This window comes from Sphingomonas alba (assembly GCF_023516555.1).
GTDB lineage: Bacteria > Pseudomonadota > Alphaproteobacteria > Sphingomonadales > Sphingomonadaceae > Sphingomicrobium > Sphingomicrobium album.
In genome coordinates, this window is sequence record NZ_JAMGBD010000001.1 from 1,113,427 (window position 1) to 1,137,033 (window position 23,607).

Annotated in this window: 26 protein-coding genes, 3 tRNA genes and 1 pseudogene; 22 read left to right on the forward strand and 8 right to left on the reverse strand. The window is 63.1% G+C overall.

Annotation, left to right across the window (positions count from 1 at the left end):
• The first annotated feature begins 23 nt into the window (after window positions 1–23).
• From LZ536_RS05875 to LZ536_RS05960, 18 genes and pseudogenes are all read left to right on the forward strand, one after another.
• Window positions 24–383 (forward strand): DUF6249 domain-containing protein, encoded by a 360-nt coding sequence (locus LZ536_RS05875; protein WP_249847358.1) that lies wholly within the window; start codon window positions 24–26, stop codon window positions 381–383.
• A 23-nt stretch (window positions 384–406) separates the two neighbouring features.
• Window positions 407–895 carry an RNA polymerase sigma factor gene (locus tag LZ536_RS05880; RefSeq protein WP_249847359.1) on the forward strand — a complete coding sequence of 163 codons (489 nt, stop codon included), beginning with the start codon at window positions 407–409 and terminating at the stop codon, window positions 893–895.
• On the forward strand, window positions 892–1,224 hold the full coding sequence (locus tag LZ536_RS05885; RefSeq protein ID WP_249847360.1) for a hypothetical protein: 333 nt from the start codon (window positions 892–894) through the stop codon (window positions 1,222–1,224). The genes LZ536_RS05880 and LZ536_RS05885 overlap by 4 nt, the downstream gene beginning before the upstream one ends.
• 36 nt (window positions 1,225–1,260) lie before the next feature.
• Window positions 1,261–1,334: transfer RNA gene (locus LZ536_RS05890), tRNA-Gly, on the forward strand.
• 117 nt (window positions 1,335–1,451) lie between these two features.
• Window positions 1,452–1,538, forward strand: a tRNA-Tyr gene (locus tag LZ536_RS05895).
• A gap of 200 nt (window positions 1,539–1,738) precedes the next feature.
• Window positions 1,739–1,888 (forward strand): annotated as a pseudogene (locus LZ536_RS05900) (sigma factor-like helix-turn-helix DNA-binding protein); the annotation flags it as partial.
• 474 nt (window positions 1,889–2,362) lie between these two features.
• Window positions 2,363–2,707, forward strand: a complete 345-nt coding sequence (locus LZ536_RS05905) for a hypothetical protein (RefSeq protein ID WP_249847361.1) — start codon at window positions 2,363–2,365, stop codon at window positions 2,705–2,707.
• A 50-nt stretch (window positions 2,708–2,757) separates the two neighbouring features.
• On the forward strand, window positions 2,758–3,189 hold the full coding sequence (locus LZ536_RS05910; protein ID WP_249847362.1) for a hypothetical protein: 432 nt from the start codon (window positions 2,758–2,760) through the stop codon (window positions 3,187–3,189).
• Window positions 3,190–3,223: 34 nt separating this feature from the next.
• A complete protein-coding gene (locus LZ536_RS05915) occupies window positions 3,224–4,240 on the forward strand; it encodes an ATP-binding protein (protein WP_249847363.1) in 1,017 nt (338 codons plus the stop codon).
• A gap of 73 nt (window positions 4,241–4,313) precedes the next feature.
• Window positions 4,314–5,000 carry a DUF2490 domain-containing protein gene (locus tag LZ536_RS05920; protein ID WP_249847364.1) on the forward strand — a complete coding sequence of 229 codons (687 nt, stop codon included), beginning with the start codon at window positions 4,314–4,316 and terminating at the stop codon, window positions 4,998–5,000.
• Between the two features lie 104 nt (window positions 5,001–5,104).
• Window positions 5,105–6,142, forward strand: coding sequence for a substrate-binding domain-containing protein (locus LZ536_RS05925; RefSeq protein ID WP_249847365.1), 1,038 nt, complete (start codon window positions 5,105–5,107; stop codon window positions 6,140–6,142).
• 17 nt (window positions 6,143–6,159) lie between these two features.
• Complete coding sequence (pstC, locus tag LZ536_RS05930) at window positions 6,160–7,539, forward strand: phosphate ABC transporter permease subunit PstC (RefSeq protein ID WP_249847366.1); 1,380 nt, start codon at window positions 6,160–6,162, stop codon at window positions 7,537–7,539.
• Window positions 7,532–8,785, forward strand: a complete 1,254-nt coding sequence (gene pstA, locus LZ536_RS05935; RefSeq protein ID WP_249847367.1) for a phosphate ABC transporter permease PstA — start codon at window positions 7,532–7,534, stop codon at window positions 8,783–8,785. Before pstC ends, pstA begins: the two co-directional genes overlap by 8 nt.
• Window positions 8,786–8,790: 5 nt before the next feature.
• The gene (pstB, locus tag LZ536_RS05940; protein ID WP_431357938.1) at window positions 8,791–9,609 is read left to right on the forward strand and encodes a phosphate ABC transporter ATP-binding protein PstB; all 819 of its coding nucleotides are present in this window, start codon (window positions 8,791–8,793) and stop codon (window positions 9,607–9,609) included.
• A 14-nt stretch (window positions 9,610–9,623) separates the two neighbouring features.
• Window positions 9,624–10,313 carry a phosphate signaling complex protein PhoU gene (gene phoU / locus LZ536_RS05945; protein WP_249847368.1) on the forward strand — a complete coding sequence of 230 codons (690 nt, stop codon included), beginning with the start codon at window positions 9,624–9,626 and terminating at the stop codon, window positions 10,311–10,313.
• Window positions 10,310–10,999, forward strand: a complete 690-nt coding sequence (phoB, locus tag LZ536_RS05950) for a phosphate regulon transcriptional regulator PhoB (RefSeq protein ID WP_249847369.1) — start codon at window positions 10,310–10,312, stop codon at window positions 10,997–10,999. Before phoU ends, phoB begins: the two co-directional genes overlap by 4 nt.
• 27 nt (window positions 11,000–11,026) lie before the next feature.
• The gene (gene rlmB / locus LZ536_RS05955; RefSeq protein ID WP_249847370.1) at window positions 11,027–11,770 is read left to right on the forward strand and encodes a 23S rRNA (guanosine(2251)-2'-O)-methyltransferase RlmB; all 744 of its coding nucleotides are present in this window, start codon (window positions 11,027–11,029) and stop codon (window positions 11,768–11,770) included.
• Window positions 11,770–12,387 carry a DNA-3-methyladenine glycosylase family protein gene (locus tag LZ536_RS05960; RefSeq protein WP_249847371.1) on the forward strand — a complete coding sequence of 206 codons (618 nt, stop codon included), beginning with the start codon at window positions 11,770–11,772 and terminating at the stop codon, window positions 12,385–12,387. Before rlmB ends, LZ536_RS05960 begins: the two co-directional genes overlap by 1 nt.
• Here LZ536_RS05960 and LZ536_RS05965 read toward each other — a convergent pair whose 3' ends face one another.
• The 3 genes from LZ536_RS05965 to LZ536_RS05975 all read right to left on the reverse strand — a co-directional run bounded on the left by LZ536_RS05965 (window position 12,388) and on the right by LZ536_RS05975 (window position 14,959).
• The gene (locus LZ536_RS05965) at window positions 12,388–13,629 is read right to left on the reverse strand and encodes a hypothetical protein (protein ID WP_249847372.1); all 1,242 of its coding nucleotides are present in this window, start codon (window positions 13,627–13,629) and stop codon (window positions 12,388–12,390) included. It abuts the gene before it with no gap.
• 74 nt (window positions 13,630–13,703) lie between these two features.
• Window positions 13,704–14,396 carry a pirin family protein gene (locus LZ536_RS05970; RefSeq protein WP_249847373.1) on the reverse strand — a complete coding sequence of 231 codons (693 nt, stop codon included), beginning with the start codon at window positions 14,394–14,396 and terminating at the stop codon, window positions 13,704–13,706.
• Window positions 14,397–14,434: 38 nt separating this feature from the next.
• Window positions 14,435–14,959 carry a gamma carbonic anhydrase family protein gene (locus LZ536_RS05975; RefSeq protein ID WP_249847374.1) on the reverse strand — a complete coding sequence of 175 codons (525 nt, stop codon included), beginning with the start codon at window positions 14,957–14,959 and terminating at the stop codon, window positions 14,435–14,437.
• A gap of 104 nt (window positions 14,960–15,063) precedes the next feature.
• On the opposite strand from LZ536_RS05975, the gene LZ536_RS05980 reads away from it, so the two are divergent.
• Together LZ536_RS05980 and LZ536_RS05985 are read left to right on the forward strand one after the other, a co-directional pair.
• Entirely contained in the window at window positions 15,064–15,372 is a 309-nt protein-coding gene (locus LZ536_RS05980; RefSeq protein ID WP_249847375.1) for a PilZ domain-containing protein, read from the forward strand.
• Between the two features lie 16 nt (window positions 15,373–15,388).
• The gene (locus tag LZ536_RS05985) at window positions 15,389–16,378 is read left to right on the forward strand and encodes a quinone oxidoreductase family protein (protein ID WP_249847376.1); all 990 of its coding nucleotides are present in this window, start codon (window positions 15,389–15,391) and stop codon (window positions 16,376–16,378) included.
• A 137-nt stretch (window positions 16,379–16,515) separates the two neighbouring features.
• On the opposite strand, the gene LZ536_RS05990 is transcribed toward LZ536_RS05985, so the two are convergent.
• Both LZ536_RS05990 and LZ536_RS05995 read right to left on the reverse strand, forming a co-directional pair.
• Window positions 16,516–17,178, reverse strand: coding sequence for a GIY-YIG nuclease family protein (locus tag LZ536_RS05990; protein WP_249847377.1), 663 nt, complete (start codon window positions 17,176–17,178; stop codon window positions 16,516–16,518).
• A gap of 5 nt (window positions 17,179–17,183) precedes the next feature.
• Complete coding sequence (locus LZ536_RS05995; protein ID WP_249847378.1) at window positions 17,184–18,584, reverse strand: exonuclease domain-containing protein; 1,401 nt, start codon at window positions 18,582–18,584, stop codon at window positions 17,184–17,186.
• Between the two features lie 255 nt (window positions 18,585–18,839).
• Between LZ536_RS05995 and LZ536_RS06000 the strand changes: the two genes are divergently transcribed.
• Complete coding sequence (locus LZ536_RS06000) at window positions 18,840–19,520, forward strand: recombinase family protein (protein ID WP_249847379.1); 681 nt, start codon at window positions 18,840–18,842, stop codon at window positions 19,518–19,520.
• A 9-nt stretch (window positions 19,521–19,529) separates the two neighbouring features.
• Window positions 19,530–20,690: an RNA-guided endonuclease InsQ/TnpB family protein gene (locus LZ536_RS06005; RefSeq protein ID WP_249847380.1), complete on the forward strand. Its 1,161-nt coding sequence runs from the start codon at window positions 19,530–19,532 to the stop codon at window positions 20,688–20,690.
• Window positions 20,691–20,752: 62 nt separating this feature from the next.
• Here LZ536_RS06005 and LZ536_RS06010 read toward each other — a convergent pair whose 3' ends face one another.
• The 3 genes from LZ536_RS06010 to LZ536_RS06020 all read right to left on the reverse strand — a co-directional run bounded on the left by LZ536_RS06010 (window position 20,753) and on the right by LZ536_RS06020 (window position 23,547).
• Window positions 20,753–21,454: a ParB N-terminal domain-containing protein gene (locus LZ536_RS06010; protein WP_249847381.1), complete on the reverse strand. Its 702-nt coding sequence runs from the start codon at window positions 21,452–21,454 to the stop codon at window positions 20,753–20,755.
• Window positions 21,455–21,648: 194 nt separating this feature from the next.
• Window positions 21,649–23,349 carry a site-specific integrase gene (locus LZ536_RS06015; protein ID WP_249847382.1) on the reverse strand — a complete coding sequence of 567 codons (1,701 nt, stop codon included), beginning with the start codon at window positions 23,347–23,349 and terminating at the stop codon, window positions 21,649–21,651.
• Window positions 23,350–23,460: 111 nt separating this feature from the next.
• Window positions 23,461–23,547: transfer RNA gene (locus tag LZ536_RS06020), tRNA-Leu, on the reverse strand.
• Window positions 23,548–23,607 lie beyond the last annotated feature (60 nt).

Here is a 23,607-nt window from a genome sequence, read left to right on the forward strand (position 1 = left end):
TCAGAAGAGCGAAAGGACCAGTCATGGAAGCGGATATTGCAGGTTTCATCACCATTGGCGCAGTCGTCGCGTTCGTTGCAGCGCAATTGCTGCGGACCCTCAGGACGCACATTACCCAGAAGACGCTACGGGAGGCGGTGAAGAAGGGGACGGCGATCGATCCGGAACTGCTGATGGACGCGGACCGTCCGGCGCCGGCCGGCACCAACGACTTGCGCATCGGGATGGTGCTCATCGCGCTGTCGCTGGCGATCGCGGCTTTCGGCCTTTTGGAAGGCGGCAGCTCGATAAGGGAGTCTATGGAAATAGCGCTATTCCCACTGTTTGTGGGGTTGGCACTCCTGCTTCGCCTCCGGCTGGTCCGTGATCGGGTTGAAGGCTGATCCTGGATTCCACATCCGAGCGCATGCTCGCTCGCCGCACCGCGGCGGGCGAGCTTGGCGCGTTCGGCGAATTGGTCCGCGCGCATGAGCCCGCGCTTCGATCCATGTTGCGGCGATTGGCCGGGGATGCCGCCGACGACCTCGCCCAGGACACGTTCATCGCTGCGTGGCGGGCCGCCGCTGGCTGGCGGCAGGACGGCAGTTACCGATCGTGGCTTTACCGGATCGCCTGGCGGCAGTTCCTGTCCTACCGGCGCCAGCAACGCCCGACGGAACCGCTTGAGGTCGTCCAGGACGTCGGCATGGACAATGGCGCCGGTCCCAAGGCGGAGATCGCCCAGGCCATGGCCCGCCTCGGCGAACGCGAACGAATGGCAGCACTGCTTTGCTTTGCGGAAGGATACAGCCACGGGGAGGCGGCGGACATCATGTGTGTGCCTTTGGGAACGCTGAAAAGTCTGGTGGCACGGGCAAGGCGGGGGCTGGTTGAATGCCTGGAGGACGAGCAATGAACGAAGCTGATCTCGACAAGCGACTGTCGGCCCTGTTGCAGGAGCCGGACGCCGCGCCGGATCCGGCCTTCGTCGATCGAGTCGTCCTGGCCGCGCGGGTAGATCGCCAGATCCGGGTCGCGCGGCGACGAGCCTTCAGGCGGACCTTGATCGAATGCGGCGCAGCAATCGCGGTCGCGGGCGCATTCTACCTTATGTCGCAGGAACAGGCGCCGCTTCCGGACGGGAGATTCTCCTTGTTCGGGCCGGCCATGGCAGGGCTGGTCATGCTGGGGCTCTGGGCTCTTGTGACGCTCCCGACGCCTGGATACGCTTCGACCGCTTCTTGACCGAAGCGCTCGCGCAGGGCATCGGCAGGCAAGCGAGCGGGTGTAGCTCAATGGTAGAGCAGAAGCCTTCCAAGCTTACGACGAGGGTTCGATTCCCTTCACCCGCTCCAGTCTAGCCAGTCCGAGGGACGGGCGTTGGCTGGAGCGCCGGAAGGGACGACAATTTCCTAGTCGCATCGGTTGACAGCGGCATCTGACGCCGCCAATTGGCGCGCCTGCCAACACCTGGAGAGGTGGCCGAGTGGTTAAAGGCAGCAGACTGTAAATCTGCCGGGCTTCGCCCTACGCTGGTTCGAATCCAGCCCTCTCCACCATCCCGACATCGCCGGCGCCCAAAATGAGCCCAAGCAACGCTCATGACTATAAACGTTCATAAACTAAACTTTGTTAAGCAAACGAGCCTTTTGACCGGCGCAGCAACAGGGTTTTGCCTTCGCTCGTCTTTGTCGGTAAACCGCCATTCGTGCCGATGCCCGGGGAATTCACAGACGGCCATTCCAATGGCGGTGGCGCGATGCCGCTTGAAACGGATTCGCGCGCCGCGAATCTCGTCGCCAGGCTGAGCAAGGGACAGCTCGATGCCCTGCTCCTCGTCGACCAGCATCTTTCCTCCAAGGAGATCGCGGTCGAGCTCGGCATTTCGCCCCACACTGTCGACCAGCGTATTCGCGGCGCCCTTCAGGTTCTCGAAGTGGAGCGCCGTGCCCACGCCGCCCGCATGGTCGGGCAGGTCCACGGGCCATATCAGCGATTGATACATCAAACGCCGCACATTGAGAGCGGCGATTCCAAGGGCCAACCCGATGAGGCGGTCGGTTTACAGATTCGGCACGCTGACCGTGCAGGAAGGGCTGGCGACCTCGGTGTCATTACCGAGCAGAGACCGGGGGCAAGCTGGTCTTTCCTGCCTTTGCCGTTCGCAACGAGGAGTCGCCCCAGGAATGAGATGAGCGTTGGCCTTCGGCTGGTCTGGATCCTCCTGATCGCCATGGGCGCAACCCTCTCGGCCGGGATGTATCTCGCCGGCCTTGAGAGCCTGGCCCGAATGTTGGGCCACTAAGGCCGCCGACGCTTCGCTTCAGTCCTGTTCGGTTTGACCGGGAATGCGGGGACCCGCGCTTCCGGAAAGGAGAAGGTCATGCGCAAGCAACAAATTCAAAATGCCGCTTTCGAAGTCGCTACCCAGGTTCGGGCTGTCGAAGGCACAATCGACACGGCGTTGGCCGAAATGGCGGAGCTGCAGGCACGAATCATGCGCGCCAATGCGGTTGCCGGCGCCGGCGTCGTCACTGCGCACGAAGCGATTGAGCAGCTCTCGGCCGCCCTGGGCGGACTGGTCAGAGCGCGCGGCGCCATGGGAAGCTGCCATTCGGCCCTCGTCGAGGCGAAAGACCGGGTTCCGGGCCTGCGCACGACGTCGTTCGGCGACGGCACCGAATGCCCGCCGCAGACAGGCTTCAGCGACCTCCGCATCGTCGCCTGATAAAGGCTTGACCGGGCCGTGTCGAAAGGCATGGTCCGGTCGACTTCCCCATGACCCCTCACCTCTACTGGACCATCCTGACTCTGACCTGCTTGTACGCAGGGATCGCCGGCGGCAGCGACGAACGCAGTGTGGCAATCGTCTGCCTGGTGGCGAGCGTTGTCACCGCCTTCGTGCTTTCCCCCTGGGGACACCGCTATTCCCAACTCGAAGCCGGCGAAATGGTGGTGGATCTTGCGGTCTTTGCGTCCTTCGTCCTGGTCGCGTTGCGATCCGACCGCTTCTGGCCATTGTGGATCGCGGGTCTGCAGCTGACCTCCAGCCTCGCCCACCTCATGAAGGGGATGAATCTGGACCTCGTGCCGCAGGCATATGCGGCGGCGACCAAGTTCTGGAGCTATCCGATCCTGCTGATCGTCATAATCGGCACCTGGCGCCGGCAGCAGCGCGTACGCCGCGAACACCGCACTCACACAGCCTAGCCCCAAGACATCAGGCTGGGCTAGAGGACGGCCCATGCTGCTGTCGATCGACTTGGCCCGTTCACTCATCGGAGTGCTCGACGAGCCTGCACTGATTATAGAGGGCGCGCGAACCGCAGCGGCCAACGACGCAGCGAAGTCCCTTTTGGGACAAAGGATCGAGGACTCGGACCTGCGCTTTGCGATCAGGCATCCGGAAGCATTACGGACCATCCTTGCAGGCAAGGTAGCAGACGTTGAAGTCGTTGGGATCGGCTCCGCTGATCGTCCCTGGTTGCTGTCGGTGCGACCAATCGAGCGCGGGCTTACACTTGCCCGGCTCATTGATCAGTCGGCGGGCCGCGCCGCCGAGAGGATGCGAGTCGACTTCGTGGCCAATGCCAGCCACGAATTGCGGACTCCCCTCGCCACCATTGCGGGCTATGCCGAGACGCTTGCTGACGAAGGCGAAGTCGATGAACAGACGCGCCGACGTTTCGGTTCGGTCATTCAATGCGAAGCTCGGCGCATGCTCCGCATTGTCGAAGATCTGATGAGCCTGTCCCGGATTGAAGCCGAGCGTTTCCTGGCGCCCCGCGAAGCAGTCGATCTTGGCGAAGTCGCCCGCCTTGCGGCCGACCATGCTGGCCCATTGATCGAGAAGCGCAGCTGCACCGTCGAGCTCAAGATCGAAAGCGGCATGCCGCCTGTCGCCGGCGACTTTGCCCAGTTGCTGCAGACGGCGGACAATCTTGTCGGCAACGCCATCCGTTATGGCTGCACTCAGGAGAATGCAGCCGTCATCATCGAAGTGCGACGCGACGGTGATCGCGCCCTGTTCTCCGTCCATGACTCAGGGGATGGAATAGCCGCCGAACACCTTCCGCGCCTCACCGAGCGGTTTTACCGTGTCGATGCCGCTCGCAGTCGCGACAGCGGCGGTACGGGTCTAGGTCTTGCGATCGTAAAACACATCGTCGAGCGGCACCGCGGCCGCCTGACAATTGAAAGCCAATTGGGTCAAGGCACGACCGTACAGGTTGCGCTGCCATTCGAAGCCGCCGCGCTCTAAGGCTGGATCGGTGTCACATATTTGTAATGACAACGTCACTTCGAAGTCGCGATTGCGTCGTAGACGCGTCGGCATGATCTCATCGACTGCACGGGGCGCGGCAGGCGCCCTTTTTCTCATCCTGCTGGCAAGTCGCGCGGAAGCTCGTGACGACAACCAGCTGTGGACTGGCGCCACCGCCACCGTCAAAGTCAGCGACAAGTTCCGAATATCGCAGGAGGTCGTTGCCCGCTTCAGCGACAATCGCAACGGCCTTTACGAAGTCGAGGCGGTGACGATGCTCGGCTACAAGCCGACCAAGAACGTCACGATCGCCGCCGGCTACGTCCACAACCCGCTCTATTCAAGCGGTGATTTCACCGCGATGGAGCATCGGGCTCGAGAGCAGGTGCAGGTCGACAATTTCGCCCAGGTCGGCTCCGGACAGCTGAGTGCGCGACTGAGGTTGGAGCAGAGGTGGCGCGAGCATGCCGACGGCACGGCCTGGCGCGCCCGTCCTTATATCAAATATGCTATTCCGCTGACCAAGGACGGTAAGACGAACCTCAACCTCAGCAATGAGACCTTCATCAACCTGAAGAACACCGCATTCCAGGCCGCCGACGGCGTCGACCGGATGCGAAACCTGATCTCGATCTCGACGCCACTGTCGGGCAAGCTCGGGATCGAAGCCGGCTACCTCAACCAATATGGTTTCGTGAAGCATGGCGACGACACGATGGACCATGTCGCCACCGTCACGCTCAGCCTCAACCTGTGATGCGTGTCACAAAACTGAAATCATAACGTCACAAGCGGGTCCCCATTCGGACGCTAGGGCGTGCCTCAGGGAATTGAAAACCCGGCACGGGGAGTAACAGAGCAATGAAGAAGATGATCTTTGCGCTGCCGATGGTAGCGCTCGTCGCCGCATGCGGCGGTAACGATTCCGGCGGCGCCGCTGGCGCACAGATCAAGATTGTCGGTTCGTCGACGGTCTATCCGTTCACGACCGCGGTCGCCGAGGAATTCCAGCGCGCCAATCCCGGCATCAGCGTGATCGTCGAATCGACCGGCACTGGCGCCGGCATAAAGCTGTTCTGCCAGGGCATCGGCAAGGACTTCGCCGACATCGTCGACGCCTCGCGGCCGATGAAGGCCAGTGAATATGCCGACTGCGCGAAAGCAGGCGCCAAGCAGGTGATCGAAGTGCCGATCGGCATCGACGGCCTTACGCTGATCGAAGGCAAGGACGGCCCGGGCTTGGACCTGACCGTGGCCGATATCTACAAAGCGCTCGCCGCTGACCCGTTCGGCAAGGGCGCGAACACCGCCAAGACCTGGAAGGACGTCAACCCGGCCCTTCCCGCGATCAAGATCCGCGTCCTCGGCCCGCCCCCGACGTCCGGAACGCGCGATAGCCTGGCCGACCTCATCCTCACCAAGGGCTGCGAAAGCGACCCGGCGATGAAGGAACTCAAAAAGTCGGACGATGCCAAGCACAAGGAGCTTTGCACCAAGATCCGCGAAGACGGCGCTTATGTCGAAGCCGGAGAGAACGACAATTTGCTGGTCCAGAAGGTCGCCGCCGACCCCGATACGCTGGGCGTGCTCGGCTACAGCTTCCTTGAGGAAAATGCGGACAAGGTGAAGCCGGTGAAGCTTGCCGGCGTGGCTCCGACCGAAGCAACCATCCAGGATCTCAGCTACCCGGGCAGCCGCACGCTCTACATTTATGTGAAGGGCGAGCACATGGCGGCCAAGCCGTCGATCAAGGCATTCGTGGAAGCTTATTCGAAGGCATGGGTGAAGGACGGTTCGCTCGAGAAGCGTGGACTGGTTCCGTTCGGCGCGGCGCAGGCGGAGACCGCCAAGGCGCAGGCCGCGGCGCTCAAGCCGCTTGACCCGACGACCCTGAAGTAGGCTGGAGCGGCGGGCGCATGACGCTCCTCATCGCGCTCATCGCAATCGGCCTCGTTGCCGTGTCAGCCTGGTGGCTCGCCATCGGCCGGGCACGCGACCTGCGCGGAAAGGGAAGGCTCAACAGCCTTCCCGCCTACCATGGCGTCCATACCCTCCTGTGGGCCCTCCTCCCGGCGCTTTTGATGCTGGCGGTCTGGGCGCCGATCCAGACGACACTGGTCAACCAGGCGGTGCTGGCGAGCGCGGAGGGCAAGGCGCTCCCCGCTTTCGACATGCAGCGGGACGCCATCCTCGATGAGGCCCGCCAGATCGCGGCCGGGAACATCGATCATGGCTACAACCCGCAATCGGAGCAGCTTGCGCCGCGCTTCAGCGAAGCCGAAAGCCGCTACGGCGCGATCGGCGGCGGCATTGCCCTGCTCCTCACCTTTGCCGGTGCGGCGCTGGCATTGCGCCGGGTCGTTCCGGAATTCCGCGCACGAGCTGGAGTCGAACGGTGGATTCAGGCACTGCTGGTCGCGGCATCGCTGATCGCCATCCTGACGACTCTGGGCATCGTCCTGTCGTTGCTGTTTGAGTCGCTGCGCTTCTTCAAGCTGGTCAGCCCGGTCGAATTCCTGTTTGGCACGAGTTGGAGCCCGCAGACCGCGTTGCGGGCCGACCAGGCCGGGTCGTCGGGCGCTTTCGGATCGGTGCCGCTCTTCTGGGGCACCGCCTTCATCGGTGCGATCATCGCTATGATCGTCGCCATCCCGCTGGGCCTGATGAGCGCGATCTTCCTGACACAATATTCGCCGCCGCGCCTGCGCGCATGGCTGAAACCGATCCTGGAAATCCTCGCCGGCGTCCCGACCGTCGTTTACGGATATTTCGCCGCGTTGACGGTGGCGCCGATGGTCCGCGACTTCGGCCTCGCCATCGGCATCACCTCCGCCAGCAGCGAAAGCGCGCTGGCCGCCGGCCTGGTGATGGGCATCATGATCATCCCGTTCGTCAGCTCGATGGCGGACGATAGCATTGCCGCCGTGCCGCAGGCGATGCGCGACGGCAGCCTTGCGCTCGGCGCGACCAAAGCGGAGACCATCAAGAAGGTGCTGCTTCCCGCCGCGCTCCCCGGTGTCGTCGGCGGCGTCCTGCTCGCCGTCAGCCGCGCCATCGGCGAAACGATGATCGTCGTCATGGCGGCCGGCCTCTCGGCCAACCTGACCGCGAACCCCTTCGCCAGCGTGACGACCGTCACGACCCAGATCGTCCAGCTACTGACTGGCGACCAAGAATTCGACAGCGCCAAGACCCTTGCCGCGTTCGCGCTCGGCCTGGCGCTGTTCGTCATCACACTCATTCTCAACCTCATTGGCCTCCGCGTAGTGCGCAAGTACCGGGAAGCATATGAGTAGCTCGTCAGCCAGCCGCTGGACCGACGGGTCGATGGATAAGCGCGTACGGCGCCGCTACGCCGCCGAGCGGCGGTTCAGGCTGCTCGGCCTGCTCGCCATCGGCCTCAGCGTCGCCTTTCTCGCCTTCCTGCTGATCAATATGGCGGCAAAGGGGCTTGGCGGCTTCAACCAGACCGAGGCGAAGCTGACCATCGACTTCCCGCGGTCGGACATCATCCTCGACCCGGCCACATTGAAGGGTCCCGAAGCCAAGCGTGCAGTCGCGTCGGCCGACCTCGAAACCGCGCTGAATGCTTCGGCCGTCAGCGAATATGGCACTGGCGCCAGCGACCTGTTCGGCCCGGCTGCCGCCCGGCAACTTGGCCGCGACCTGATCTCCGACCCGTCGCTGCTTTCCCGGCGTGCTGACCTCTGGCTGCCCGTCGCCAGCGCCTATGATGTCGCCGCCAAAGACGAGGGTTCGACGAAAGCCGAGCAGATGGTCGCGGCGATCGGCGCCAAGGGTGCATTGCAGCGCGGCTTCAATTCCGACTTCCTCGGCGCGTCCGATGCAACCGACCCCGGTGCGGTCGGTGTCTGGGGAGCGCTCAAGGGCAGCTTCCTGACCATAATCGTCACCATTCTCCTGGCTTTCCCGGTCGGCGTGCTTGCGGCCGTCTATCTTGAGGAATTTGCGCCGAGAAACCGCTGGACCGACCTCATCGAGGTGTCGATCAACAACCTTGCCGCCGTACCGTCGATCATCTTCGGCCTGCTGGGCCTCGCAGTGTTCCTCAACTTCATGCACCTGCCGCGCTCCGCGCCCTTGGTAGGCGGCCTGACGCTCGCGCTGATGACTATGCCGGTCATCGTCATCGCCGGGCGCAACGCCATCAAGTCCGTGCCGCCGTCGATCCGCGATGCAGCTTTGGGTGTCGGCGCGTCGAAAATGCAGGTGGTCTTCCACCATGTCCTGCCGCTGGCGTTGCCCGGCATTCTTACCGGCACGATCATCGGCATGGCCCGCGCGCTCGGAGAGACCGCGCCGCTGCTGATGATCGGCATGCGCGCATTTATCGCCAATCCACCGCAAGGAATTGCCGATCCTGCCACCGTCCTGCCGGTGCAGATCTTCCTTTGGTCGGACGAGGTCGGCCGTGGCTTCGTCGAGAAGACCAGCGCGGCAATCATTGTCCTGCTCATCTTCATGCTGTTGATGAACGGCATCGCCATCTATCTTCGTAATCGCTTCGAGCGCCGCTGGTGACACTGATGAACGAAATCCATGCCCCCGTTCCCGCCGACATCGACGAGCCGCCGGCGGACGCGAACCGCGCGCCGAAAATGAGCGCGCGCGATGTCAGCGTTTTTTATGGCGACAAGCAGGCGCTGAATGGCGTTTCGATCGACATTCGCGACGACCGCGTCACCGCCTTCATCGGCCCATCGGGCTGCGGCAAGTCGACGTTCCTGCGCTGCCTCAACCGCATGAACGACACGATCCCGAGCGCACGGGTGACGGGCAAGATCTCCCTCGACGGCCAGGACATCTACCACTCCAACATGGATGTCGTGCAGCTGCGCGCCCGGGTAGGCATGGTATTCCAGAAGCCGAACCCCTTCCCCAAATCGATCTATGACAATGTCGCTTACGGTCCCAAGATCCACGGCCTTGCAAGCAGCAAGGGTGAGATGGACGGCATCGTCGAAAAGAGCCTGAAGCGCGCCGGCCTTTGGGACGAAGTGAAGGACCGGCTGAGCGAAAGCGGCACGGCCTTGTCCGGCGGCCAGCAGCAGCGGCTGTGCATCGCCCGCGCCATCGCCGTCGATCCCGAGGTCATCCTGATGGACGAACCCTGCTCGGCGCTTGATCCCATCGCCACCGCCAAGATCGAGGAGCTGATCCACGAGCTTCGCGGCCGCTATGCGATCGCCATCGTCACGCATAATATGCAGCAAGCCGCGCGCGTGTCGCAGCGGACCGCATTCTTCCACCTCGGTGAGATGGTGGAATATGGCAAAACCAGCGAGATCTTCACTAATCCGCGCGAGCGCCGCACGCAGGATTACATCACCGGCCGCTACGGTTGATCGGAGCAGCAGCAATGGCGACTTCATCCGGACATACACTCAAGGCCTTCGACGACGATCTCGATCGGCTGCGCGCACTTATTAGCGAGATGGGCGGGCTTGCCGAGCATGCGATCCGCGAGGCCATGCGCTGCCTGCAGCAGCGTGACGTCGAAGGCGCGGCGAAGATCGTCGAGAATGACGCGAAGCTGGACGCGCTTGAGGTCGAGACAGAGCGCCGCGCGGTGCAGCTGATCGCGCTGCGGGCGCCGATGGCGGGCGACCTTCGCGACGTCGTGGCCGCCCTTAAGATCTCGGGCGTCGTCGAGCGTATCGGCGACTATGCCAAGAACATAGCGAAGCGGGTGCCGCTCCTGGAGACAATGGGCAATATCGAACCATTGTCGCTCCTTCCCGAGATGGCGCGCATCGCGACAGAGATGGTCCACGACGTGCTGACCGCTTTCGTCGAGCGTGATGCAGACGCCGCGCTCCGGGTGATGGAGCGCGACCATGCGGTCGACGATTTCTACGATTCCATTTTCCGCACCTTGCTGACGCACATGATGGAAGACCCGCAAAGCATCGGCCAGTCCGCGCATCTACTGTTCATCGCCAAGAATATCGAACGTGCCGGCGACCACGCCACCAACATCGCCGAGATGGTCTATTATGCCGCCACCGGGCAGCACATGACCGAGGCGCAGACGGGTAAGAAGCCATGATGGCCAAGCGCCTCCTGCTTGTCGAAGACGACCGCCAACTCGCCGAGCTGGTCCGCTTCCACTTCGACCGCGCCGGATATGAGGTGACGCGGACCGGTGACGGCGACGAAGCGCTGATCCTGGCCGAGGAGGTGCGCCCCGACCTCGTCATCCTCGATTGGATGATCGAGGGCATCAGTGGCATCGAGGTCTGCCGCCGCCTGCGCCGCCGCCCGGCGACGGCCAACATGCCGATCATCATGCTGACCGCGCGCGGGGAAGAGAATGACCGGGTGCGCGGCCTGGAAACTGGCGCCGACGATTATCTCACCAAGCCCTTTTCGCCGAAGGAACTGGTCGCCCGCGCGGGTGCCGTCCTGCGCCGCGTGCGACCGGCACTCGCGGCGGAGACGCTCGATTACAACGGCATCGAGATGGACCTTGCTGCCCACCGGGTTCGTCGCGACGGCAAGAGCATCCAGCTCGGCCCCACAGAATATCGGCTGCTGCGCCATTTCCTAGAAAATGCGGGCCGCGTCTTCTCGCGCCAGCAGCTGCTCGAGACGGTCTGGCCGCATAGCGAGGATATCGAGCTGCGCACGGTCGATGTGCATATCCGGCGCCTGCGGCTGGCGCTCGGCGAGCCGGACATCATTCGGACCGTCCGCAGCGCCGGTTATGCGCTCGATGCGGAGGGGGTTGCCTAGGCAACGCGTCCGCCGCATGGGACGGCCATGTCCCGGCGCAAGAAATCGCACCAGAGCCACGGCAGTCCGAACCGTCCCCGATTCTGGGGAAAACATGCGGTCGCCGCCGCGCTCTACAATCCCGACCGCAGGGTGGTTCGCGCCTGGGCGACGCGGGAGGCAGCCGGCTTCATGCAATTTCCGGACAGCGTCCCCGTGACGTTGGCGGACGTCGCCGACCTGGGCCGACTGGTGCCGCACGATGCGCCGCATCAGGGGGTCGTGATCGAGGCCGAGCCGCTGGAGGATATGTGGCTGGCCGACCTGCTGGCCGAAGCCGGCGAGCGATCGATCCTGCTGGTGCTCGACCAGGTCACCGACCCGCATAATGTCGGCGCGATTTTACGCTCGGCCGCCGCCTTTGGTGCGCTCGGCATCGTCACGCAGGATCGGCATTCGCCACCGGAGGGAGGGGTTATCGCCAAGGCGGCGTCGGGCGCACTGGAGCGAGTGCCCTGGGTGCGGGTTGTGAATCTCGCGCGTGCCCTGGAAGAGATGGCCGAGGCGGGCTTCTGGCGCATCGGCCTTGCAGGCGATGCGAAGACCGACTTGAAGGACGCGCTGGGACCGCCGCGGGTCGCACTGGTGCTGGGGGCGGAAGGTCCGGGCATGCGTTCGAATACCCGTGAGCATTGCGACGCGCTTGCGCGGCTGCCGATTACGGATGCGGTCGAGAGTCTGAACGTTTCCAACGCCGCCGCCATTTCGCTCTACGCGGCGAGTATCGCCTGATGGTCCGCACGGTGAATTCCATCAATGCGGCGGTCGATGAGCTGGCGCGGCGTGAAAAGGCCTTTGCCAAGGTCTTGGAAAAGCACGGCCGGCCTGAGCCGCGAGTCAGCGAACCCGGCGCGACGACCCTGCTGCGAACGATTGTCGGCCAGCAGGTCAGCGTCGCCGCCGCGCGGTCAATGTGGGCCAAGTTGGAGGCGGGTTATGGCTCCCCGCCCGACCTCTCCAAGATCCTGAAAGCGACGGACGAGGAACTGCGCGTGGCAGGCCTGTCGCGGCAGAAGGCGGGCTATGCGCGCAGCCTTGCCGGCCTCGTGCTGTCGGGTGAGCTCGACCTCGGCAAGCTGCCGGTCGACGATGAGGAGGCCATCGAGCTCCTCACCAAGATCAAGGGCATCGGCCGCTGGTCGGCGGAGATTTACCTGCTGTTCGCGGAAGGGCGGACGGACGTCTGGCCGGCGGGGGACCTCGCCGTCCAAATTGAGATTGGCAAGCTGCTCGGCCTCGAAGGCAAGCCGAGCGAGAAGCAATTGCGCGAGCTTGCGGATAAGTGGCGGCCGCATCGCGGCGCCGTCGCCGTGCTCGCCTGGCACAGCTACAATTCGCAGGTCCTGTAACTAGCTGCGAATGCCCTTTTCGTAGCGGCGGGCGGCGAGCGCCTTCCAGCCGCGCTTCCCCTGATCGAGACGGAGCGGCGACAGCCGCGCGCCGTCATTGGCGGCCTTGCCTCCAACCAGGAAGCTCGCGGCGCTCTGCCCCTCGCCGCTCGACCAGCGATAGCGCGAATTCAGCGCGACCATGGGCATGAACAATTTGCGGCCCTCGACTTCATATTCGCGCACCGACGCTCGCGGAAGGCGGACGGCGCTCTTGAGCGTGATGCGCGCCATGGGCGCCACCGCCGGGATCTTGTCCCGAACCTGCGACGGCGCGGTGTAGAATTCGCCCAGCTGCGCGTCCTGCTGGTCACCGGCGTTGATCATACAGGCCTCGACGGCGACGTCGCGAGCCGGAGCGCTTCCCGAATTGAAGATGGTGACATCGAAGGCGATGGCCGCATGGTCTTCGGTCAGGGTCGCCTGGCTGGGCTCAAGCTCCAGCTCGATCCATGGACGAAGGCTGGAGGCCACAACGCCAGCAGGTACTGCTGGCTCGGCGCTGCGTAGGCTGGAGGTGACGACGCCTGAAGGCACCGGAGGCGCCTGGGGCTCGGGCCGGCGGACAAGCGGCTCCTCAGCCCGGCGCGGCGCTGCAACCGGAGCCGAAGCAGGTTCGGGAGTTGCCTCGAAGTAATCGGATACCCCGGCTGCCTCGTAACGGCGGCCGCGACGCTGCAGCCCGAAATAGACGGCAGCGCCGGCGGCGAGCAGGAGGATCGCCGCAATCCACGGCAAGGGCGAGAAATCTGACGAGGCCTGAGCAGGCAGCGCGACAACTACGGGCGCCACTGCGGCGGGCGCCGTAATGGGCCGCGTTGCCGCCGGTGCTGGCGCGTTGGTCCCACCCGGGATGGGATCGATCACGCTGCTCGGCTGGGCCTGAATGGGGCGCGGTTCGCTTGTGGCTGCCCGGACCTGAGCGGGCCGCTCCACAACTGATGTGGCCGGCGCAGCCGTCCGCGTTGCGGGCTCGCGGGGCGGAGCGGCAGCCGGTTGCTGCTCGGCAGGCTGCGGCTGCGCTTCGCGCGTGACCGTGCCGCTGAGGCTGAAATTGGATAGCTCGCGCGGGCCAATGTCAGCCGCGGGCTGGGTAGCGGCCGGGGCGGCCGACGTGGAATTGTCCTGAGCAAGCACTGGCGAGCTGGCGATCAGCAATGCCGCCAGCCCGCAATGTCCAACCAAACCCCTGAACTTATTCACCAAAATCCGAATCCCCGTCGCCGCTGAAACGCGCCTTTGGCCCGCATCGTGCCGCGCTTCAAGGCTTCGGCACGCTAGGCCGCGTCGACCAGCACCAATTCCGCGTCGTCCTCCGCCTCGATCCGCAGTCCGGTTTCGCCCTTGATGGCGATTCCGTCGCGCGGACCGGCGGCGACGCCGTTCACCCGGACCCGCCCGCTCGGCACCAGGTAAAGGTGGCGATCAGGGTCGGCCGCGAGCTCGATCGCGTGACCGGCTTTCACCGTTGCACCAAGTACCCTTGCGTCGGCATGAATGGTCAGCGCGCCGTCGTCCGGATTGCCGCTGGCCAGCACCTGGAATTGGCCCTCGCGCTCCTCTTTCGGGAAAGGCATGGCGCCCCAGCCCGGCTGGACTCCCCGCTCGTCGGTTTCAACCCAAATCTGGAACAAGGTCGTCGCCTCGTCCTCGAGGTTATACTCGGCATGGACGACGCCCGAACCGGCGCTCATTACCTGGACGTCGCCGGCGCCGGTACGGCCCTTGTTCCCCATCGAATCCTGATGCGTGATCGCGCCGGTCCGGACGTAGGTGATGATTTCCATGTCGCGGTGGGGGTGCGGCGGAAAACCGGACTGGGCGGCGATCTGGTCGTCGTTCCAGACGCGAATCCGGCCCCATCCCATGCGGGACGGGTCGTGGTAATTCGCGAAGCTGAAGTGGTGGCGGGCATTGAGCCAGCCGTGGTCGGCGTGACCGAGCGAATTGAATGGGCGGATATCGATCATGGCACCCAATTTGGCCGAGTGCCGCCTGCCTTCAAGTGTCAGCCATGTAACCTGAGTGCAGCGGCGTAATGAGCGGCCTTCTCAGCATAGTGAGCCGCGGATAGCTCCAACGCGGACTTTTCCAAATCCGTAAGTGGGCGAAGCGCCCGGGCTGGCGAGCCGACGATCAGCATTCCCGGCTCAAACACCTTGCCCTCGGTCACGAGCGCACCGGCGCCGACCAGGCATTTGTCGCCGATGACCGCGCCGTTGAGGATACGGGCGCCCATTCCGACCAGCGCGAGGTCGCCAATTGTGCAGCCGTGCAGGATTGCCTGGTGGCCGACAGTGACCCGCTTGCCTATGGTCAGTGGCGCGCCCGGGTCGCTGTGACCGACGGCGCCGTCCTGGATATTGCTTTCATCGCCGACGATGATCGGCGTGTTGTCGGCCCGGATGACGGCACCGAACCAGACGCTGGCGCCAGCTCCGAGACGGACATCGCCGATCAGGTCCGCGGACGGCGCGGCCCAGGACCCTTCACCAAGCGATGGCGTGAGATCGTCAAGAGCGTAGAGTGGCATGGCGCAGCCTTAGCAAGCTGTCCCATCGCCGGACAGACCGGACTCGCGCGTCGACCGCTTGCGGGGCGGCAATGTAAAGACGGCGCACCAAGCGGAGTGGAATCATGGCTGGGGAACAGGAACGACGGCGCGATGAGCGGCTGTCGCTCGACGCGGATGTAGAATTCCGCCGCAAGCGCGAGGCGCATTACACCGTCCGAATGCAGGACCTGACGCCGCACGGCTGCAAGATCGCGCCGCCGGAAAGAGTCGATGCGGGCGAGATGGTCTGGGTCCAACTGCCCAGCCTTCATTCCATTGTCTCACGTGTGAAATGGACAACCGGGTGGCAATCCGGCGTGGAGTTCGAACAGCCCATGCATCCGGCCGTGTTCGATATGCTCGCGGCAAGGCTGGCGCCCGTCGAGGCTTAGGCGCTAGGTCGGCCCGATGGCCGACTCCAGCAACGCATTCGCGATCCGATTTCACGAGACGGGCGGGCCCGAGGTCCTGGCCGTCGAGCCGATTCATGTTGGTGATCCAGGCCCTGGCGAAGTCCGGATCCGCCACAAAGCTGTCGGCCTCAATTTCATCGACACCTATTTCAGGACCGGCCTCTATCCCGTCGAATTGCCCGGAGGGCTCGGCAATGAAGCCGCCGGCGTTGTCGAGGCAGTCGGCGCCGACGTCACCGGATTCATGGCCGGTGACCGTGTCGGTTATTTCAGCGGGCCGGTCGGCGCCTATGCGACACACCGCCTCGTCAGGGCGGACTTGCTGGTGAAGCTGCCTGACGGGATCTCCAGCGAACAGGCTGCGGCCGCGATGTTGAAGGGCTGCACCGCCGAATATCTCATCGAACGCTGCGCCAAGGTTGAACCCGGTCAATGGGTGCTGGTCCACGCCGCGGCCGGCGGTGTCGGCTCCATCGCCGTACAATGGCTGAAGGCCATCGGCGCCAAGGTCATCGCCCACAGCGGCAGCGCCGCCAAGGCGGAGCTAGCGACCGGACTGGGTGCGGATATCTCCTTGCACTGCCCGATGGATGAGCTTGCGGCGAAGGTCCGCGAAGCGACCGGGGGCGAAGGCGTGCCAGTCGTGCTCGACGGCGTCGGCGAAGCAAGCTGGGAGGCATCGCTTGCGTCGCTCGCGAGGCGCGGCCTGATGGTCACTTATGGCAATGCGTCGGGGCCGGTTCCCGCCTTCGCACCGCTGGAGCTCAGCCGCCGCGGCTCGCTGTTCGTTACGCGGCCGACCTTGTTCGATTATTGCGCGACGCCTGCCGAAATGCGGTCTTCAGCAGCCCGCTTGTTCGAAATGATGCTGTCTGGCAGTGTCGAGGTGCAGATCGGTTCGCGCTATCCACTGGCCGACGCCGCCGAGGCCCACCGGGCATTGGAATCGCGGGCGACGACCGGTTCGACGATTCTGATGGCCTAAGCTGTTGCTGGCCCCCCGCTTTGAGCGAGAATGGTGCCCAGGAGAGGAATGGACCCCTCGACCCCAAAAACGGCGGATTCAAGCCAACCACGGCACGACCGACCCGCACGATTGTAGCGCCCTTTTGTAGCGTGTCGTCAAGGGATGCGAAACGTTATCCGCCTCTGGTTTTCGCCGCCGCACGCTACGCACGCGCCCTTCACAAGCTGGGGATCATCTTGCAGGTCGCGCAACAGCTTTGGAGAGGAAGGCAGCGCAAGGAAAGCGGACACTGACACGGCGGCACGTTCACCGCACGCGCAACAAACGACCTCAACCTCAATTCCGTCCTGCTCAGCCTGTTCAAGAGTGAACTGTCGCAGCCATTTTTTGGGCAAGTCCTCTTTGGTGATGGGAGGCCCCGCCTTGTTTTGCAAAGTTGTCTGATTGGCGATGTCATAGCCCCGCGTCCGACACAGGCGGGCATAGTTGGTCTCCGAGAGCAACGATTGGAGGCGCGTCGGCTGGCGATCCAGCACCTCAAAGTTCGGCACAACTCCAGCATGTAGCAGCTCTTTCAGCCGGTATTTGATTCCCTTCCCCTTTCGGGCGAGCTTCTCGGACTTGCGCAGATGGTTTCGCACCCGCTGCCCGAACTCGTCCGTTTGGCCGACATAGACAGGCCAACCAGCAGGGTTACCTCGCAAGTCGGGACGCCGTGGGTCCCGCATCAGGTAGGTTATCCACGTTCCTTCCTGGTTCGCCGCCTGGGCCAAGGCAATCTGGCGCTCTATCGCCGCGTTGACCTCCTTGCCGCCCATGACGGTTAGCTACCCGCCAGTAGAGCGGATGCCTGCTGGAGCTTTTGGGCGACATATTCACGGTAGCTGCGCAACATATCCGCGTGGGCCGCTTCGCCTTCTGCCTGCATCTTGGCGGCTTCTTCGTCAGCCGCTGCCAGGGTGAGGAAAGGGGCCTTTTCACAACCGTGTCCAAGCAGCCTCATGGCGACGAGCCGCGCCCGCTCCGTCCGCATTTCAGAGGGCAGGCTTTCTGGGCAATGCGAATAGATCAGGCGCATAGCCAATGCGCGGAACCTAGCGTCTTGAATCTGCACGGCGATGGCAAAACGGTCGCACCAAGGTGCCGCATGAAAACGCAACATGGCAGCATTGTCTGAAGGCGATGCGAACCCGTTGTAGATTTGTTCCTCAACGTGGTCACTGGGATCGTATGTCTTGCCTGGGGTCAGAGCGATTATCCGAGCAACCAGATCAGGCCGAGACGCGAGAAAGGCCGCACGCTCGGCGAGCGTGGCATAGGCAATCCCGTCAAATGGTTGCCCGGCCCAGCCAGCTACCAATGGAGCCTTATTCGGCTTGATTGTGCGCAAGGGACTGGTTTTTCGTCGGAGCCACACCCCTAGCTGTTCGTCATCTAGACCAACGAGCTGACTCGGATCGACGGTGAGGTCATACGCCAGCACTGCCCCCATACCGTTTAACTGGTTACCCAACGTGGTCAGAACGTGTTCCTTGAGGCCACCTTGGTATGAGTAGCTCCGCGCAACGTAGACCGGATTGTCGTGGATGACTGCCAAGGCACGCGACTTGGACGCGCAGTGGAGGAGTTGCTCCCAGGCGGCGGGCGCCTTCTCCTTGATCTTGCGACAGATGAAAATTGTCGCCTCCACATCCGCCATAGCGTCGTGAGCGTTGAGGTGAGGAAAGCCATTTGCTGGCGCGAGCTGGGCCAGCCCATAGACTGGCTTACCCTTCTCGTCTCTCGGCAAGGTTAGGACGTCGCTGGCGAACGCTTCAACGCACTGCGCCAGTTTCAGAATGTCCGCTCTTTGGTTGCCGTTCGTGTTGGTCAGGTAAGGTGGATGGAGGCAACGGTAGAAGGCCTGCTGCAGGAGCGGTTCATCATAGCCGATCGTGTTCCAGCCGACGAACGTAGTCGGGCACCAGGCGGCGATACGATCTCGGACCTGGCAGATCATCTCATAGTGGCTGGGAAGTGCTGGGTCGGTGATCCGCTCGATCGTCATACCCGTTACACGGAGAGCACCCGCTGAAGGGACTGTGTGCTCGTCCAGTCGGCAGCGAATCTCAAACCGATCGATCTCGTTTAAGTCGTCGTCAGTTAGGATGGCGCCGAACTGTAGGATTTGGTCAAAGAACTTGTTCTTGCCGGTAGTTTCGGTGTCATAGAAAACGAAGCTCATCGGAAAACACCCCGCGGCGATTCGGCAAGGTCTATCGTCATTTAATTGACGTTAATGCGCAAGGTTGCACGCTCCCTCTCGCCTTTCGTCGGACCCAACCAACAACAACAGCCGAGGGCCTTTAGCCCTTTTTTTGAATCGCCCGAGCCTTGGTAGCTGGGACCCTCATGGGCGAACAAATGGGGCCCAATGGCTGCTTGCGTCTCCGTATAAAATGGCCTAACGAACGTTACGCCATTCGATACAGGGGCATCCATGATGAAAGTCGTCATCTACTACCGCGTTTCCACTGTCGCGCAGGGACGTTCGGGATTGGGCCTCGACGCCCAGCGAATTGCGGTCGAGCAATACTGTCGTGGACGCTCCTGTGAGGTCCTCGACGAGTTCGTGGAGGTGGAGAGTGGTAAATACAACGACCGTCCGAAGCTCGCAGAAGCGCTTCACCTCGCCAAGGTGACAGGGGCGACGATGCTGGTAGCCAAAATGGACAGACTCTCCCGCAATGCCGCCTTTCTCCTGACACTTAGGGACAGCGGGGCCAAGCTGGTTGCGGCAGACCAGCCCGATGTGAACGATATGACCGTGGGTATCTTGGCGGTAGTTGCTGAGGAGGAGCGCAAGGCGATCTCCGCTAGGACCTCAGCGGCTCTTCAAGCGGCGAAGGCAAAGGGCCGTAAGCTGGGCAACCCGAACGGCGCGGCGGCGCTACGTCGAGCCGGAAAAGGCAACAGCGCGTCCGTGAAAGCAATCAAGGAGGCGGCGGACCGCCACGCCAACGATATCGCTCCCATCATCCGACACTTGCGCGACCAAGGCCGCGTTTCGTTACGCGAGTTGGCGGCTGGCTTGAATGAGCGCCACATACGGACCCCGCGTGGCGGCGCATGGCATCCTACGTCCGTCAAGAACCTTCTCAATCGCGTCGGATTTGGCTAACAACAAACGGTGATTAACCGAGGCTTCCGCTTCCGGCTCTATCCGACCGAAGAACAGGCTGTCAGGCTGAGTCAGTTCGCGGGCGCAACTCGTTTCGTTTACAATCTTGCCCTGGAGCAGCGCTCGACGTTCTGGCGTCCAGGCCGCCGTTTCAATTACGTTACCCAAAACAGAGAAGTGACCCAGCTCCGCGCGGAAGTGCCTTGGCTGGCGGAAGTTTCGGCGGCTTCGTTGACGAATGCGCTGCGGGATTTGGATCAAGCCTTTGCGGCATTTTTCGCCCATCGTTCCGGCTATCCGACCATGCGGACTCGGGAGCGCAACAGCAGTTTCCGTGTCAAAGGCGAAGAAATCGCCGCCAAGAAACTGAACCGCCGTTGGGCGGCTGTTCGCATCCCTAAGATTGGCTGGGTTCGTTACCGCGACACGCGCCCTTTGCGGGGCCGAACCCTGAACGCCACGATTGGCCGGGATGCCCTTGGATGGCATGTCTGTTTCGCCTGCGAAATCGAACACGAAGCGCAGCCGTCAGCGTTGCCCTCGGTCGGCATAGACAGAGGCGTTGCGAATACGATTGCGCTCTCGACTGGCGAATTGCTCTCGACGCCCGCTACGAAAACCCTGGAGCGCCGCAAGAAACGCGCCCAGCGCATCCTCGCCCGCCGCCAGCGCGGCTCCGCGCGCTATCGCAAGCAGCGCCAGCGCCTCAGCCGCATCACCTCCAAGATCGCCCGCGTCCGCGCAGATTGGCGACACAAGGCCACGACAGGCATTGCCGATCGCTTCGGCCTGGCCGCAATCGAGGATTTGAACACCAAGGGCATGACCGCAAAGGGGCGCGGCAAGCGCGGCCTCAATCGGTCGATCCTGGAGCACGGCTGGCACCGTTTCGAGACGACACTGGCCTACAAATTGGAAGAGCGCGGCGGGACGCTGGTTAAGATCAATCCCGCTTATACGAGCCAAGAATGCTCGGCGTGTGGTGTCACCGACAAAGCGAGCAGAGAGAGCCAATCGCGCTACGCTTGTCGACATTGTGGCACCACGATCCACGCCGACACGAATGCGGCAATCAATATCCTCCGGCGAAGCTCGCCGGCTATGCTCGTGGAGGGCGCCGGTTACGGCCCCGCTGAAGCGAGAACCGTCAATCATGCGCTGGTCGCATGAGGAAGCTGATCCACACATGGGTTAGTTGGTCATCAGTTCTTGGGTTCGCGCCCTCGCATGACTTAAACGTCCAACATCTTCTCCCTGTCTAACGGGAGGTTCGACCGGTAGATTGCCTCCATGTATCGCGTTTCGCCGTTCGCCAGACGGTCAGCTACGCCCAACAGCCGATACATCGCCTCCGGCTGTTCGCCCTCGTCCAACTGGAGAAACAACTCCTCGGCATAGGCTAGCGCCTCCTCGAACTCGTCGAGGCCAGGACTAATAAAGCGCTTGTCGGGTTCGGGTGGGCCTTGCGCGTCATCGGGGTCTTCGGCGGGCGTGATGCCTTCGGCCTTGAGCCAATTCCTGACTGTCGCGTGGGAGACAATGTAGTGGAGGTCGCTCGCCATCCGCCGAAGGGACTTTGGAGACCCGTCGCGACCCAAGTGGTCGCCGCGCTCCAGGTAGATGCGGAAGATGTTCCGCTTGTCCTTCCGGTTCAGATTGAGGCCGTGGTCAACGTTCGCCTTGAAGGCCTCGCGGACGGCGGCCTGTTCGCTTAGCTTGGCTATCTTGGCGTTGAGGGCGGGAAGGCCCGCCTGGAGCGCCGCCTCCACGCGGTGGAAACCGTCCAAGATGTAGAGGCGTCCGTCAACGCTCGCGACGGTGATAGCCGGAAACCCATCACCTCGGCGCATGTCGTAGACGTATTTCTTGACCCGCTTTGCATCCAGGCCCTCGGCGCGAATTTGGAAACGCTGGTCGATGTTCAGGGCCTTCAAACCGACTGACTTGTAGCGCCAGTTGGGGCCGTCGTTTGATTTCGGAATTGCTCTTCTCCTTGTAAAGTTTGAACAGTTGGGGAGGACGTTTTTCAGAGGGAAAGTTGGGGTGGGCCGTCCACCCGGCCGGACACGATATTGAATTGGGTCGCGCTCTCGGGAGCGGGCTGTCGCCATCTGCTTCGGTGACCCCGCTAAAGAGGAGGCTCCCAGTGGCGGACCTTCTCCAGGCCCCAGCCGACGAACGACAGCTTCAGCATCTCGCGGCTCAGCGGCTCGCGCGAGCCATACCTCGCGTTCATGTCGTTAGCCTTGGGCGCGTGACCCATCAGATAATCTTGAGCCTCGCGACTTACGCCGCTCTCGCGAGCAATCGTTGCCCAAGTTGGCCGGAACTCGCGAGCGGGCCGCTTCCCCTTCAAGCCGACGCCGCTCTCGCCGAGATAGTTGCTCCACCATTCGCCGAAACTCGCGAACAGTTCGCGTCGTTCGCCCTTGGGGCGCAGCGCCGGAAATAATGCGATTTCGCCACGGCTCTTCAGCCACGCGACGTAGCGGTCGAACCCAAGGTCCGTAAGGACAGAGGGCAAGGGGATGATGCGCTCGGCGCTCGGCGACTTGAGCTTCCTTGGTCCCTTGTGGGGATGCTCGCCGAGCATGGTGATGGCGAGGGTCCAGCTTCCGCTTTCGTTGTCATGGGCGACGTCGGCGACGAGCGTCTGAGCCAGCTCCTCGGGCCTGGCCCCTGTCGTCAGAAGAAGCAACGGCAACCAGTAAGAAGCGTCCCCCCTCCCCCGCGCAGGCCGCTCTCCGGCTACAAAGATTGGAAGGCCAAAGACGGCCTTTGCCTCGTCGCGGGTCAACCCATGGTTCTTGCGGGTCGCGGGAGCCTTGCCCAGCATCGGGCGGGTAAACGGATTGCCCAGCGCATCGGCGATGCGACCGGAGCGCTGACACTTGCTCCAAGCGGCCTGGAGCGCGCCGATGATAGTAGCGCGCGTCTTGTGGGATAACCGGTCAACCTGATCCCCGTCATAAGCCTCGACGAGCCTCCGCAAGGTCCATCCGCGCCGACTTTGCGGCACAGCCCTCTTGAGAGGCGAGAGAGCCAACAGGTCGGCTAGGTCGCTGACATGGCGGCGGGTGATTTGTTCAGGCGCAAGATCGCCGTGGGCCTCGGTGAAGTAGCGCAAGGCCGTGTTCCAGCTTTGCTTCGTGGACGGCCCTCCCGAAAACGTCGGCCTCGTCATCTCCTCGCGGACGAGAGCCGCGAATGAGTTGGCTTCTGCGCGCGTCGCCACCTCGCGCTTGGTCGGCGGCGGCTCGGGGACAATCGGCGTCAAGATTGGATTGCCCCTGTCGCGCTCCATGCGGGCGCTGTTGGCGCGAATGGTGGCGCGCAAAAGGTCCAAGCAAAGAGCCGAGAAGGCGTCGGTGGACGTATCGAACACCCAACCTTGTTTCGCCGCGAGCGCAATCGCGTCGCTCTCGAACATCTCCCGAATGAGAGGAATATTGTTCCGGTAGAGGGTCTCCCTCAATCCGTCGTCGGCGGCGTCGTGACAGTCGGGGTCGGCGGTCCCCGCGACCCTCGCGGCGTCGTCGGCCTTGAGGCAAGCGGCCTCGTGGCTCTCCACCAGCCACGCACTCCGGCTTTCGTCCAAAGTATCAAACGAGCGGGAGGTGACCTTACGCGCTTGAAGGAGGAGCCGTTCGTAACCTGTGAGGGCTGAACGATAGCGCTCGATCGCCCCAGCTTCGCTGAGACAGCGAGCCTCAAGGGTTACAATATGCTCACGGCGACGAATGTAGTGTCTGACGTCGCTGGGATAGGCGCGACGGAACTCAAGGCGGCCCGATTTAAGCCGCCGAACGAACTTCCCTGTAATCGGCATTCCACACACTCCTGCTGGCGGCGCTGTGGAGCGCCGATTTGTAGCGTCGGAGTGGATGGAAGTGCTTGTAGTTCGCCATTTTTCTTGTCGCCCAATCACTTAGGCGGCTGATGGTGCCCAGGAGAGGACTCGAACCTCCACGCCCTTGCGAGCGCCAGCACCTGAAGCTGGTGCGTCTACCAATTCCGCCACCTGGGCACAGATGATTTGGAAATCAGTTAGGTAGGGCGCGGCCAATGGCGTCCGCGTGAGCGCTTG